General features: G+C 69.1%; 13 protein-coding genes and 1 tRNA gene. 10 read left to right on the top strand and 4 right to left on the bottom strand.

Features of this window, described 5'->3' with window-relative positions:
- Window positions 1-93: 93 nt before the first annotated feature.
- A complete protein-coding gene (glnA, locus tag ACQY4O_RS15255) occupies window positions 94-1,557 on the bottom strand; it encodes a type I glutamate--ammonia ligase (protein WP_428377204.1) in 1,464 nt (487 codons plus the stop codon).
- Between the two features lie 104 nt (window positions 1,558-1,661).
- Complete coding sequence (locus ACQY4O_RS15250) at window positions 1,662-2,000, bottom strand: P-II family nitrogen regulator (protein ID WP_428377203.1); 339 nt, start codon at window positions 1,998-2,000, stop codon at window positions 1,662-1,664.
- A 271-nt stretch (window positions 2,001-2,271) separates the two neighbouring features.
- Between ACQY4O_RS15250 and ACQY4O_RS15245 the strand changes: the two genes are divergently transcribed.
- From ACQY4O_RS15245 to mobA, 3 genes are all read left to right on the top strand, one after another.
- Window positions 2,272-3,438 carry an aminotransferase gene (locus ACQY4O_RS15245; RefSeq protein ID WP_428377202.1) on the top strand — a complete coding sequence of 389 codons (1,167 nt, stop codon included), beginning with the start codon at window positions 2,272-2,274 and terminating at the stop codon, window positions 3,436-3,438.
- 61 nt (window positions 3,439-3,499) lie between these two features.
- A tRNA-His gene (locus ACQY4O_RS15240) sits at window positions 3,500-3,575 on the top strand.
- A gap of 13 nt (window positions 3,576-3,588) precedes the next feature.
- Window positions 3,589-4,179: a molybdenum cofactor guanylyltransferase MobA gene (gene mobA / locus ACQY4O_RS15235; protein ID WP_428377201.1), complete on the top strand. Its 591-nt coding sequence runs from the start codon at window positions 3,589-3,591 to the stop codon at window positions 4,177-4,179.
- Here mobA and ACQY4O_RS15230 read toward each other — a convergent pair.
- On the bottom strand, window positions 4,106-5,002 hold the full coding sequence (locus ACQY4O_RS15230; protein WP_428377200.1) for an NAD(P)H-binding protein: 897 nt from the start codon (window positions 5,000-5,002) through the stop codon (window positions 4,106-4,108). The genes mobA and ACQY4O_RS15230 overlap by 74 nt on opposite strands.
- 146 nt (window positions 5,003-5,148) lie before the next feature.
- Between ACQY4O_RS15230 and rplM the strand changes: the two genes are divergently transcribed.
- The 3 genes from rplM (at window position 5,149) to argC (ending at window position 7,149) form a co-directional block, all read left to right on the top strand.
- Window positions 5,149-5,634, top strand: a complete 486-nt coding sequence (gene rplM, locus ACQY4O_RS15225) for a 50S ribosomal protein L13 (RefSeq protein WP_428377199.1) — start codon at window positions 5,149-5,151, stop codon at window positions 5,632-5,634.
- Between the two features lie 2 nt (window positions 5,635-5,636).
- Window positions 5,637-6,143 carry a 30S ribosomal protein S9 gene (gene rpsI, locus ACQY4O_RS15220; RefSeq protein WP_428377198.1) on the top strand — a complete coding sequence of 169 codons (507 nt, stop codon included), beginning with the start codon at window positions 5,637-5,639 and terminating at the stop codon, window positions 6,141-6,143.
- 91 nt (window positions 6,144-6,234) lie between these two features.
- Window positions 6,235-7,149, top strand: a complete 915-nt coding sequence (gene argC, locus ACQY4O_RS15215) for an N-acetyl-gamma-glutamyl-phosphate reductase (RefSeq protein WP_428377197.1) — start codon at window positions 6,235-6,237, stop codon at window positions 7,147-7,149.
- Here the strand turns inward: argC and ACQY4O_RS15210 are convergent.
- On the bottom strand, window positions 7,133-7,816 hold the full coding sequence (locus ACQY4O_RS15210; RefSeq protein WP_428377196.1) for an ATP-dependent Clp protease proteolytic subunit: 684 nt from the start codon (window positions 7,814-7,816) through the stop codon (window positions 7,133-7,135). The genes argC and ACQY4O_RS15210 overlap by 17 nt on opposite strands.
- Before the next feature lie 184 nt (window positions 7,817-8,000).
- Between ACQY4O_RS15210 and ACQY4O_RS15205 the strand changes: the two genes are divergently transcribed.
- The 4 genes from ACQY4O_RS15205 to glpX all read left to right on the top strand — a co-directional run bounded on the left by ACQY4O_RS15205 (window position 8,001) and on the right by glpX (window position 12,789).
- Entirely contained in the window at window positions 8,001-8,975 is a 975-nt protein-coding gene (locus ACQY4O_RS15205) for a hypothetical protein (RefSeq protein WP_428377195.1), read from the top strand.
- 63 nt (window positions 8,976-9,038) lie between these two features.
- Window positions 9,039-10,289 carry an LL-diaminopimelate aminotransferase gene (locus tag ACQY4O_RS15200; RefSeq protein WP_428378212.1) on the top strand — a complete coding sequence of 417 codons (1,251 nt, stop codon included), beginning with the start codon at window positions 9,039-9,041 and terminating at the stop codon, window positions 10,287-10,289.
- On the top strand, window positions 10,286-11,623 hold the full coding sequence (locus tag ACQY4O_RS15195) for a homoserine dehydrogenase (protein ID WP_428377194.1): 1,338 nt from the start codon (window positions 10,286-10,288) through the stop codon (window positions 11,621-11,623). Before ACQY4O_RS15200 ends, ACQY4O_RS15195 begins: the two co-directional genes overlap by 4 nt.
- Window positions 11,624-11,799: 176 nt before the next feature.
- Window positions 11,800-12,789, top strand: a complete 990-nt coding sequence (gene glpX, locus ACQY4O_RS15190) for a class II fructose-bisphosphatase (protein ID WP_428377193.1) — start codon at window positions 11,800-11,802, stop codon at window positions 12,787-12,789.
- The last annotated feature ends 13 nt before the right edge of the window (window positions 12,790-12,802 follow it).

The following is a 12,802-nucleotide window of genomic DNA, read 5'->3' as shown; positions in this document are numbered from 1 at the left end:
AGAACCGGAGCGGAGCGGCCGTCTGGCCGTGAGCACCGGAAGCGCAGAGAGCCGCGTCGGATTGCCAGCGTAGTAGCATTATCGGACGGTTTCTCACACGGAGTAGTACATCTCGAATTCTACCGGATGCGGGGTATGCTCGAAGCGATAGACCTCGGCCCACTTGATCTCGCAATAGGCCGCGATCTGGTCCTTGGTGAACACGCCGCCGGCGAGCAGGAACTCGTGGTCGGCCTCGACCGCGCGCAGCGCCTCGCGCAACGAGCCCGAGACCGTCGGGATGCTCTTCAGTTCCTCCGGCGGCAGGTCGTAGAGATCCTTGTCCATCGCCTCGCCGGGATGGATCTTGTTGCGTATGCCGTCCAGCCCGGCCATCAGCATCGCGGCGAAGGCGAGGTAGGGGTTCGCGGCCGGGTCCGGGAAGCGTACCTCGACCCGCTTGGCCTTCGGGCTGGTCGCATACGGGATGCGGCACGAGGCCGAACGGTTGCGCGCCGAGTAGGCCAGCAGCACCGGCGCCTCGAAGCCCGGGATCAGCCGCTTGTAGGAATTGGTGGACGGGTTGGTGAAGGCGTTCAGCGCCTTCGCGTGCTTGATGATGCCACCGATATAGTAGAGCGCGGTGTCCGACAGGTCGGCATAGCCGTTGCCGGCGAAGACCGGCTTGCCGTCCTTCCAGATCGACTGGTGCACGTGCATGCCCGAGCCGTTGTCGCCGTGGATCGGCTTGGGCATGAAGGTCGCGGTCTTGCCGTACGAGTGCGCGACGTTGTGGATGCAGTATTTATAGATCTGCAGCTGGTCGGCCATCTTGGTCATCGGACCGAACTTCATGCCGAGCTCGTGCTGGCTCTGCGCCACCTCGTGATGATGCTTCTCGATCCCCAGCCCCATCTCGCCCATGGTCGAGAGCATCTCGGCGCGCAGGTCGTTCTCGCTGTCGACCGGAGGCACCGGGAAGTAGCCGCCCTTGACGCTCGGGCGGTGGCCCATGTTGCCTTCGGGGTAGTCCTTGAGCGACGCGCCCGGCCCCTCGATGCTGTCGACCTGGTACAGGCCGTAATTCGCGCCGGTGCCGTACTTCACGCTGTCGAAGATGAAGAACTCGGCCTCGGGTCCGAAGAAGGCGGTGTCGCCAATCCCGGTGGATTTCAGATACTGCTCGGCAAGCTTGCAGGTGCCGCGTGGATCACGGTTGTAGAGCTGCCCGGTGGACGGCTCGACGATGTCGCAGAGCAGGATCATCTGCGGCTTGGCGGCAAACGGATCCATGACCGCGGTCTCGGGGTCCGGCATCAGGATCATGTCGCTCTCGTTGATCGCCTTCCAGCCGGCGATCGACGAGCCGTCGAACATGATGCCGTCTCGGAACACCTCCGCCTCTATGGTCGAGACATGCTGGGTGGTGTGGTGCCACTTGCCGCGCGGATCGGTGAAGCGCAGGTCGACATATTCGACCGAATGCTCCTGCAGCAGCTCCATGACCTTGCTGACATGATCGGGAGCGGGAGCGCGGGGGGGCGGCACGGGAGCGGGTGCCGACGCTTTCTTCGCCATACGGATCTACCTGTTGTTGCAACAACCGCATGCGGCGGCCGTCTGGAAGTGGCTCGGTTCGAATTCAATCACGCGACGAGGGTTGTCGAAGCGTGCAGGCACCGTCAGACGGCATCCTCGCCGCGCTCGCCGGTGCGGATGCGTATCACCTCGTCGAGCGAGCTCACGAAGATCTTGCCGTCGCCGATCCGCCCGGTCCGCGCCGCGTCCACGATGGCCTCGACCGCGCGCTCGACCGCCCGGTCCTCGCAGACCACCTCGATCTTCACCTTGGGCAGGAAGTCGACGACATACTCCGCTCCGCGATACAGCTCGGTGTGGCCCTTCTGGCGGCCGAACCCCTTGGCCTCGGTGACGGTGATGCCCTGCAGACCGATCTCGTGCAGCGCCTCCTTCACCTCGTCGAGCTTGAAGGGCTTGATGATGGCCTCGATCTTTTTCATGCGCCGCCGGCGACCCGGCTTCCTCCCTTGAACCCATTGCAGGCGCTGCTCGCGCCAGGGGTGCGGTTCCGCCGGCTTGAGCCGGACTGCCTGTCGGCGCGAAGCATGTGAGGCATGGTTCCGCCGGGCGGCAGGGTTGCACAAGGTGGCACGCACGGCAATCGCACCCCATAACTTGGCCACCTCTTCCGGGCCACCGCTTCCGGCCAACCGTCAGCCTGTGGAATCCGCCCGCCGATGCAGCGTGTCATCCGATGAAGCGTGTCATTTAATGAAGACTGGCAACAGCATGCTGTCCGCCCTGCCCACCACCATCTTCACGGTGATGTCGGCGCTCGCCGTGCAGCACGAGGCGATCAACCTGGGACAGGGGTTCCCGGATACCGAGGGCCCGGAGGACATCGTGCGGGCCGCGGCCGCGGCACTGCTCGACCAGCGCAACCAGTATCCGCCGCTGACCGGACTGCCCGAGCTGCGCGCTGCCGTGGCCGCGGTGAACCGGCGCTTCTACGGGCTCGCGGTCGATCCCGCGACCGAGGTGGTGGTGACCTCGGGCGCCACCGAGGCGCTCGCCGCCTCGCTCGCCGCCCTGATCGACCCGGGCGACGAGGTGGTGCTGATCGAGCCGCTCTACGACACCTACCTGCCGACGATCCGTCTGCTCGGCGGGATCCCCCGCCTGGTGCGTCTGCACGAGCCGGACTGGTCGCTCGACCGCGCCGAGCTGGCCGCCGCCTTCGGGCCGCGCACCAAGGCGATCCTGCTGAACTCGCCGATGAACCCGACCGGCAAGGTGTTCACCCAGGAGGAGCTCGGCTGCATCGCCGATCTGCTGGTGCAGCACGACGCCTACGCCGTGTGCGACGAGGTGTACGAGCACCTGGTGTTCGCCCCCGCGCGGCATGTGCCGCTGATGACGCTGCCGGGCATGCGTGAGCGCTGCCTGCGCATCGGCAGCGCCGGCAAGAGCTTCTCGCTGACCGGCTGGAAGGTCGGCTACGTGACGGCGCCGGCGCCGCTGGCCGCCATCGTCGCCCGCGCGCACCAGAACCTCACCTTCACCACGCCGCCGAACCTGCAGCGCGCGGTCGCACTCGGCCTGTCGCGTGACGCGGCCTATTTCGAGGCGCTGTCGACGAGCCTCGCAGCCAGGCGCGACCTGCTCAGCGCCGGGCTCGGGCGGATCGGGTTCGCGGTGCTGCCCTGCTCGGGCAGCTACTTCGTGATTGCAGACTTCCGGCCGCTCGGCTTCGACGGCGACGCCATCGCCTTCTGCCGCCACATCACCGAGCATGCCCGGGTGGCGGCAATCCCGGTGCCGGCCTTCTACGATCGCGGCAACGGGCCACAGCATCTGGTCCGCTTCGCGTTCTGCAAGCGCGAAGCGGTGCTGAACGAGGCGATCGACCGGCTGGCCGCGCTGTTTGGCAGCAATTGACCCGGCCCGGCGCAGCAATTGACTGGGCTCGGTGGTTACCCTAGATCGGGCGCCTGATGTGGCGGACGTAGCTCAGCTGGTAGAGCGCCAGGTTGTGGTCTTGGATGTCGCGGGTTCGAGCCCCGTCGTTCGCCCCAGTTCCTTCACATCATGACCGCCGGATTGATCCTCGCCGGGGGCGCCGGGCGGCGCATGGGCGGCCTCGACAAGCCGCTGCTGAAACTCGGCGACCGCACGCTGCTGCAGCATGTCATCGATCGGCTGGCCCCGCAGCTCGGGCCGCTCGCGCTCAGTGCCAACGGCGAGCCGGCGCGCTATGCCTGCTATGGCCTGCCGGTGCTGGCCGACGAGGTTCCCGACCAGGGGCCGCTGGCCGGCCTGCTGCGCGGGCTCGACTGGGCGGCGGCGGCGGGGTGCAGCACTCTCGTCAGCGTGCCCGGCGACACGCCCTTCATCCCGGACAACCTGCTGGGCGCCTTGTCGCCGGCGCCCGCAGTGGCCGTGTCGGACGGACGCCGGCATCATCTGGTGGCGCACTGGCCGGTCGAGTGCCGCATGGACCTCCGCAGCTTCCTCGCCGCCGATGACCGCCGCTCGGTGTTCGTGTTCTCCCGCCTGCTCGGCATGCGCGAAGTGGAGTTCGGCCTCCCCGACCCGTTCTTCAACATCAACACGCCAGACGACCTCGCCGCTGCGGCCGAGCGGTTGGCGCCATCGCCGCCAGCCCCTGCTCGAGGCTGATCGGCTCGATCCCGAGCAGGTCGCGCATCGGGCCGATGTCGAAGGCCTTGTCCTCCAGCAGGCGGCGTATCTCGGCCGGGCCGATCGTGGGCAGTCCCGGCAGCGCCATCGTCAGCATCGAGAGCGGGATCAGCAATGCCGCCGGAACCGCGAGCACCGGCCGCGGCCGCAGGCCCCAGGCGCGGGCGATCGCGGCCGCGAACTCGCGGTAGGAGATCGGTTCCGGGCCGGCGACGACCAGGCTGTGTGGCCCGATCCATTCCCGGCGCAGGCAGGCCAGGATGGCGCGGGTCAGGTCGGACTGGTTGATCGGCTGCACCAGGGCGCGGCCACCGCCGGGCAGCGGCACCGCCGGCAGGCGACGCAGGAGCGACGCGAGACGGCGGATATTGTTCTCGCCGTCGGCGCCATAGATCATCGTCGGGTGCAGCATGATGCCGCACCGCCTGGATCGCAGCAGCGCCCGCTCGCCGGCCAGCACGCCGTTGCAGTGCGCGTCCGGCCAGCGGGTGAATTTGCGCGTGCTGCCGAGGAACACCAGTTGCGCAAATGCGGGCGCCGCCGCGATCACGCGCTCGGCGTTGCGCGCATGCGCGGTGCAGACGATGTGGGTGGCGTCCGACAACGCCACGGCCAGGGCGGCAGGCTCCTCGAGGTCGGCCAGGCGGGCATCGCCGGCAAGCCCGGTCCGCTGCCATCGCTCCCGGCTGCGCACCACCGCGACCACCCCGGCGCCGGCAGCCAGCAGCGCCCGGCTCAACGCCGCGCCGGACCGGCCGGACGCGCCGATGACATGCACCCGCGCCGGCAGCCCGTCGCTCAACCCGCCGCCCTCGGATCTACGGTAATGAGATACCGCAGCAGAAAATCCTTTTGCTGGCGGGGGTTTCCTGCATCGGGCTTGACGCGGGCGACCGGCGCGATCATAACGCGCGCTCCTTCGAGCCCACCTGACGGAACCCATCATCCATGAAGACCACCCTCTCGCTGAAGCCCGCGGAGGTGACGAAGGGCTGGATCCTGATCGATGCCGACGGCCTCGTTCTCGGCCGGCTTGCCGCCATCATCGCCCAGCGCCTGCGCGGCAAGCACAAGCCGCAGTTCACCCCGCATGTCGATTGCGGCGACAACGTCGTCGTCGTCAATGCCGAGAAGGTCCGCCTCACCGGCAACAAGGCCGGCCAGAAGCTGTTCCACTACCACACCGGCTATGCCGGCGGGATCAAGCAGCGCACGATCGCGCAAAGGCTCGAGGGCAAGAACCCGGGCCATGTGATCACCAAGGCGGTGGAGCGCATGATCACCCGCGGCCCGCTGCAGCGCGCGCAGATGAAGCATCTGCATGTGTATGGCGGCGGTGCGCATCCGCATGACGGCCAGCAGCCGGTGTCGCTCGACGTCGCCGGCCTGAACCGCAAGAACTCCGTCAACGCCAAGAAGAGCATCGGAGCCTGACCATGTCCGACACCCAGACCCCCCGCACCGGCTCGCTGGCCGACCTGAAGGACCTTGCGGTCAGCGCCGGCGTGGCGGTGACGCCGGACGATGCGCCGCGCTACGAAGTCAAGCGTGATGCGCTCGGGCGCTCCTACGCGACCGGCCGCCGCAAGAACGCCATCGCCCGCGTCTGGATCAAGCCCGGCCGCGGCGAGATCAGCGTCAACGGCAAGAAGGTCGGCACCTACTTCGCCCGTCCGGTGCTGCGCATGCTGATCACCCAGCCGTTCCTGGTCGCCGATCGCTACAACCAATTCGACGTCTATTGCACGGTGACCGGCGGCGGCCTGTCCGGCCAGGCGGGTGCGCTGCGGCATGGTATCAGCCGGGCGCTGACCTATTACGAGCCGGGCCTGCGCGGCATCCTCAAGGTCGCCGGCTTCCTGACCCGCGACAGCCGCGTGGTCGAGCGCAAGAAGTACGGCCGCGCGAAGGCCCGTCGTTCGTTCCAGTTCTCCAAGCGCTGATCCTGGCCTCAGGGTCCGAACCGGCAGGGCGGGACCTTCGGGTTCCGCCCTTTTTCTTGTAGATCCGGTGTTCCAGCGGAGGGACCGGCCGATGACCGCCAGCATCTTCATTGACGGCGAGGCCGGCACCACAGGCCTGGGCATACGCACCCGCCTGCAGGACCTGCCGGTGACGGTGCGCTCGATCGCGCCGGACCGCCGCCGCGATCCCGAGGCGCGGCTGGCGCTGATGCGCGAGGTCGATCTGGTGGTGCTGTGCCTGCCGGACGACGCGGCGCGCGAGTCCGCAGGCCTGGTGGCGTCACTCGGAGCGGATGCGCCGCGGCTGCTCGACGCAAGCACGGCGTTCCGGACCGCGCCGGACTGGGTCTATGGCTTCGAGGAACTGGCAGCCGGACAGGCGGAGGCGATCGCTTCGGCGCCGCGCGTCTCCAATCCAGGCTGCTATGCGACCGGTGCGATTGCGCTGCTGCGGCCGCTTGTCGATGGGGGGCTTATCCCGGCTGATCTGCCGCTCTCGATCAATGCGGTCAGCGGCTATTCCGGTGGCGGCCGCAGCATGATCGCGGCGCACGAGGCCACGGGCGGTCCGGCTTTCCTGATGTACGGCCTCGGGCTCGCGCACAAGCACCTGCCTGAGATCACGACGCACGCCCGTTTGCGCACGCCGCCGGTCTTCGTGCCCTCGGTCGGGCACTTCGCCCAGGGCATGATCGTCTCGATCCCGCTGCATCTCGCGCAACTCGGCGGCCCCTCGGCGACCGATCTGCTGGATTGTCTGCAGGCGCACTATGCCGGCTGCGACGCGGTCAGCGTGGTGCAGGCCGCACCGGACCTGACCGCCGAAACGCTGGCCGGCAGCGACCGCATGGAACTGAGCGTGCATGCCGGCACGTCCGGCGCGCATGCGCTGCTGACGGCGCGGCTCGACAATCTCGGCAAGGGCGCATCCGGCGCCGCCCTGCAGAATATCCGGCTGATGCTGGGGCTCAGGTCAGCTCGGTGACGCTGTTGATGATGCGCGACACCATGCCGTACTTGATCGCCTCTTCCGCGCTCATCCAGTAGTTGCGGTCGGTGTCCTTGGCGACCTTCTCGTAGGTCTGGCCGGTCTCGCGCGAGAACAGCCGGTTGAGACGCTCGCGCATCTTGATGATCTCGCGCGCCTCGATGTCGATATCCACCGCCGGACCGCGCACGCCGCCCATCGGCTGGTGCAGCAGGAAGCGCGTGTTCGGCAGGCACAGGCGCCGCTCCTTCACGCCGGCGACGAAGATCAGGGCGCCGGCGCTGGCGACCCAGCCGGTGCCGATGATGCGCACCGGCGCCACGCTGTCCACGAACCGGATCATGTCGTGGATGGTGTCGCCGCTCTCCACGTGGCCGCCGGGCGAGTTGACATAGACGTCGATCGGCTTGTCCGAGGCGCCGGCCAGCGCCAGCAGCCGGCCGGTGACGTCGCGCGCCACCTTGTCGTTGATCGCTCCGAAGATCAGCACCTTGCGCTGGTCGAACAGGCGGCTCTCGAGCTCGTTGATCGGCGAGGAGAGGGTCTTGTTGTCTCCAGGTTCCTTGGGCTCCGGACCGTTCGGCTCCGGGATATCGGGGCCATCAGGGTTTTCCGGATCCTCATCGTCCATCCGGATACGGTGTGTCGGCGACATGCCGTTCATGCTTGGTCTCCCTGTAGCCGGATCGCTGATCCGCTGTTGGTATCCTGTTTCGGCGCCTCGTCCAAGCAGTCGGGCCAGGCTGGCGGCTTGCTTCCGGGCCGGGCCACGCTAAACCCTGCAGGCAAGCGGGATCGGGACAGACATGGGCAATAACTGGCCAGGACCAAGAGCGCGTCGACGGCCGTTGGTCGCTCTTGCGCCCGCCCTGGCGCCCGCCCTGGCGCTGGCATCGGCCCTGACCCTGGACGGCTGCGGCGGCCGCGACACCGTGGATACCCCGGTCAACTGGTGGCATCAGCTGCAGGGCGGCGAGATCGCCAAGCAGCGCCCGCCGCCGCCAGGGGTGAACGATCCGTATCCGCATGTCGGCACGGTGCCGGCGAAGGCCCCGGTGTTCGCCTCCGCGGCGTTGCGCGAAACGGTGACGGCGTCGTTGTTGCGGCAACGCAACCTCACCACCCGGGTGGATGCCAACGATCCGCTGCCGCCGCCGGTGCTGCCGGCGCATCCGGCAAAGCCGGCCGCGGGGGCTCCGCCGGCCCCCGCGGCGCCCGGGTCATCCTCGGCGACACTCGACGCGGCGCAGGCGGCACCGGCCGCCACTGCCGGCGGCAAGGCGCCGGCGTCTGCGGCCGCCAACGCTCCCGGCGCTGCCGCGGCGGCGGCGGATACCGATCCCGAGATCGCCATGCCGGCGGTGGACGTGCCGGCCGCCGCGGCGGATGCCGGGAGCGGCACCGTCACGCTGCCTGCCATCCCCGGCGGGCCGCCCGCGTCGCCCCGCCTGCCTGGGCTGCAGGTGGAGGAAGCCGCCGCACGGGCCTCGGCGTCGGCGCCGGCGATGCTGCCCGACTACCAGGTGGCGCCCCCGACCGGCACGCAGATCGCCTTCGTCGGCAACACCGATGTCGTGCAATCCGGAGAGACCGGGCTGGTGCATGCGATCGCCGTCCGGCGCGGCGCCGGCACCGTCATGGTGCATGGCTATGGCGACGCGGCATCGTCGGAGCCGGACGCACAGGCGGACGCGCTGAGCCTTGCGACCCTGCGCGGCCGGGCGGTGGCCGACATGCTGCGCGCCCAGGGCGTGCCGGCGCGCGCGATCCGGCTGCAGGCGGACGCATTCGGTCGCGGCGCCAGCCTCACTCTGGTACAGTAACGACAGCCGCCGCCGTTGCCGCGTCCGGATGCCGGTCCAGAGAGATCATCCAGAGAGCCCATGATGAGCGAAGAGTTCCACCGCATCCGCCGCCTGCCGCCCTACGTGTTCGCCGAGGTCAACAAGGCCAAGGCGGCGGCCCGGGCGCGCGGCGCGGACATCATCGATCTCGGCATGGGCAACCCGGACAGCCCGACGCCGCCGCACATCGTCGCCAAGCTGATCGAGACGGTGGCCGACCCGCGCTCGCACCGCTACTCGGTGAGCAAGGGCATCCCGGGCCTGCTGAAGGCGCTCGCCGTGTACTATGCCCGCCGCTTCGACGTGCAGCTCGACCCGGCGACCGAGGTGGTGGCGACGCTGGGGTCCAAGGAGGGCCTCGCCAACCTGTCCGCCGCGATCACCAGCCCTGGCGATACCATCCTGGTGCCGAACCCGTCCTATCCGATCCACCAGTTCGGCTTCATCATCGCCGGCGCCTCGGTGCGCTCGATCCCGGCCCGGCCCGACGAGGACATGCTGCGGGCGCTGGAGCGGGCGGTCCGGCATTCGGTGCCGAAGCCGACCGCGCTGATCGTGAATTTTCCTTCGAATCCGACCGCCTTCGTGGCCGGCCTGGATTTCTACAAGGAACTGGTGGCCTTCGCGCGGCGCGAGGAGATCTGGATCCTGTCCGATCTGGCGTACGCCGAGATCTATTTCGGCGACACGCCGCCGCCCTCGATCCTGCAGGTGCCGGGCGCCAAGGAGGTCGCGGTCGAGTTCACCTCGCTGTCCAAGACCTACTCGATGGCCGGCTGGCGCATGGGATTTGCCGCCGGCAATCCGCGTCTGATCAATGCGCTGACCCGCATCAAGTCCTATCTCGACTACGGCGCCTTCACGCCGATCCAGGTGGCGTCGGTCGCCGCGCTGAACGGGCCGCAGGAGTGCGTCGAGCAGATGCGCGCGCTGTATCGCGACCGCCGCGACGTGCTCATACGCGGCTTGTCGGCGGCGGGCTGGGACGTGCCGTCGCCGGAGGGCTCGATGTTCGCCTGGGCGCCGATCCCGGAGCGTTTCGTGCCTCTCGGCAGTGTCGGCTTTGCGAAACTGCTGATGCAGGAAGCCGGCGTGGCCGTGGCCCCGGGCCTGGGCTTCGGCGAGTATGGCGAAGGCTTCGTGCGCATCGGCTTGGTCGAGAACACCCAGCGGCTGCGCCAGGCGACGCGCAATATCCGCAGCTTCCTGAATGCGCATAATGGCGGCCCGGCGCGCGGCGATATCGCGGCCGATGCCCCGATGGCTGCCGCCCCGCTGGCTGCCATATCGTGACGGTTCCGGGCGCCGGTCCCGCGCGAGCGCCGCTGCGCATCGGCGTCGCCGGGCTCGGCACTGTCGGCGTCGGGGTGCTGCGCCTGCTCGAGGCCAATGCCGAGCTGATCGCCGCTCGCGCCGGGCGGCCGATCGTGATTGCCGCGGTGGCCGCGCGCGACCGCGCCCGTGAGCGCGGCATCGACCTGGCCGGGCTGCGCTGGCACGAGGATGCATGCGGGCTGGCCACCGATCCCGCTATCGATGTCGTGGTCGAGCTGATCGGCGGCGCGGACGGGGCGGCACGGCAGGTGGTCGAGGCGGCGCTCGCGGCCGGACGTCCGGTGGTCACCGCCAACAAGGCGCTGATCGCGATCCACGGCGCGGCGCTGGCCGCGATCGCCGAACGATGCGGCGTGCCGCTGTGCTTCGAGGCCGCGGTGGCGGGCGGCATCCCGGTGATCAAGGCGGTGCGCGAAGGGCTCGCGGCCGACCGGCTGACGCGGGTCGGCGGCATCCTGAACGGCACCTGCAACTACATCCTCACCGCGATGCGCGAGAGCGGCCGCGACTTCGCCACCATCCTCGCCGAGGCGCAGGCGCTGGGCTATGCGGAAGCCGATCCGTCCACCGACATCGACGGGATCGATGCCGCCCACAAGCTTGCCATCCTGGCGGCGCTGGCCTTCGGACGGCCGGTGGATTTCGGTTCCGTGCATGTCGAGGGCATCCGGGCGATCGGCGCGCTCGATATCGCCTTCGCGCAGGAGCTCGGCTACCGGATCAAGCTGCTCGGCATTGCCCGGCTGACCGAGGCCGGCGTCGAGGCGCGGGTGCATCCGTGCCTGGTGCCGCAGACGGCGCCGATCGCACTCGTCGAGGGCGTGTTCAACGCGGTGTTCGCCGAGGGCGACTTCGTCGGCCGCATCATGCTCGAAGGTCGCGGCGCCGGGGCCGGCCCGACCGCGTCCGCGGTGGTCGCGGACCTGATCGACATCGCGCGTGGCACCACCGTCCCGGTCTGGGGCGCCAATGCCGAGCAGTTGTCGCAGGTCGTCAGCGTGCCGATCGGCGAGCGCCTGGGTGACTACTATCTCCGGCTGCACGTGCTGGACCGGCCCGGCGTGATCGCCGAGATCGCCGCGATCCTGCGCGACAGCGGCGTTTCGCTGAAGAGCATGCTGCAGCATGCGGCGCCTGACGATGTGGCCGGCGGCGATGCACCGGACGCCGTGCCGATCGTGCTGGTCACCCACCAGACGCGCGAAGTCGCGATGCGCCGCGCGCTGGATCTCATTGCCGCCCTTGACGTCGTCGTCGAGCCGCCGGCCATGATCCGCATCGAAGCCGGCTGAAAGATGGTCTGAGAATGCACTACGCTGGCGATCCGACGCGGCTTTTCTGCGCTCCGTTGCTCACGGCCAGAAGGCCGCTCCGCTCCGGTGCTCGAAAAGCCACGCCGGCCGGCGCCCAGGGCGCCTCTCATCCAGCGTAGCCCATTCTCAGACCATCTTTGATGAGGATTCAGCCCATGCCCGAGAAGAAGCAGTCCTACCAGGCCAGTGATCGCAACCTTGCGCTCGAACTGGTGCGGGTGACGGAGGCGGCGGCGCTGGCGGCGTCGCGCTGGACCGGGCGCGGCAACAAGAACGAGGCGGACGGCGCCGCGGTCGAGGCGATGCGGCTCGCCTTCGATACCGTCGCCATCGACGGCACCGTGGTCATCGGCGAAGGCGAGATGGACGAGGCGCCGATGCTCTATATCGGCGAGAAGGTCGGGGCCGGCGGCCCTGCGATGGATATCGCGGTCGATCCGCTCGAGGGCACCTCGCTGACGGCGAAGAACGCGCCCAATGCGCTGACCGTCGTGGCCCTCGCAGAGCAGGGCAACTTCCTGCACGCGCCCGACATCTACATGGACAAGATCGCCGTCGGCGCCGGCCTGCCGCCCGACGTGGTGAGCCTTGATGCGTCGATCGAGAGCAATCTGCACAACCTGGCGCGCGCCCTGAAAACCACGATCGAGGAACTCACCCTCTGCACGCTCGACCGCGACCGGCACGAGGAGCTGATCGCAAAAGCCCGCGAGGCCGGAGCGCGGGTCATGCTGATCACCGATGGCGACGTGGCCGGCGTGATCGCGGCCTGCCTGCCCGGCAGCGGCGTCGACATCTATGTCGGGTCCGGCGGTGCGCCGGAGGGCGTGCTGGCGGCGGCGGCGCTGCGTTGCGTCGACGGTTTCATGCAGGCGCGCCTGCTGTTCGAGAACAACGAGCAGGTGCTGCGCACGCGCAACATGGGGGAAGGCGACCCCAGGCGCCTGCTGACGCTGACGGATCTTGCGCGCGGCGACGTGCTGTTCTCGGCAACCGGCGTGACCAGTGGAGCGCTGCTGCGCGGCGTGCAGCGCACCGCCGAGCGCGGCGTCACCCACTCCATCGTCATGCGCTCGAAATCGGGCACGGTCCGCTTCATCGAGGGCCGGCACAACTTCGCCACCAAGACCTGGAGCCCGACCTGAACATCATCGCGGC

The organism is Lichenicoccus sp., from assembly GCF_965277665.1.
Taxonomy (GTDB): Bacteria; Pseudomonadota; Alphaproteobacteria; order Acetobacterales; family Acetobacteraceae; genus Lichenicoccus.
Note: the sequence above shows the minus strand (reverse complement) of the source record. Positions and strands in the feature narration are given on the sequence as shown.

Excerpts from the sequence above, each read along its gene's own strand:
- glnA (WP_428377204.1), bottom strand. The coding sequence starts at position 1,557 with ATGGCGAAGAAAGCGTCGGCACCCGCTCCCGTGCCGCCCCCCCGCGCT.
- ACQY4O_RS15250 (WP_428377203.1), bottom strand. The coding sequence starts at position 2,000 with ATGAAAAAGATCGAGGCCATCATCAAGCCCTTCAAGCTCGACGAGGTG.
- ACQY4O_RS15245 (WP_428377202.1), top strand. The coding sequence starts at position 2,272 with ATGAAGACTGGCAACAGCATGCTGTCCGCCCTGCCCACCACCATCTTC.
- mobA (WP_428377201.1), top strand. The coding sequence starts at position 3,589 with ATGACCGCCGGATTGATCCTCGCCGGGGGCGCCGGGCGGCGCATGGGC.
- rplM (WP_428377199.1), top strand. The coding sequence starts at position 5,149 with ATGAAGACCACCCTCTCGCTGAAGCCCGCGGAGGTGACGAAGGGCTGG.
- rpsI (WP_428377198.1), top strand. The coding sequence starts at position 5,637 with ATGTCCGACACCCAGACCCCCCGCACCGGCTCGCTGGCCGACCTGAAG.
- argC (WP_428377197.1), top strand. The coding sequence starts at position 6,235 with ATGACCGCCAGCATCTTCATTGACGGCGAGGCCGGCACCACAGGCCTG.
- ACQY4O_RS15210 (WP_428377196.1), bottom strand. The coding sequence starts at position 7,816 with ATGAACGGCATGTCGCCGACACACCGTATCCGGATGGACGATGAGGAT.
- ACQY4O_RS15200 (WP_428378212.1), top strand. The coding sequence starts at position 9,039 with ATGAGCGAAGAGTTCCACCGCATCCGCCGCCTGCCGCCCTACGTGTTC.
- glpX (WP_428377193.1), top strand. The coding sequence starts at position 11,800 with ATGCCCGAGAAGAAGCAGTCCTACCAGGCCAGTGATCGCAACCTTGCG.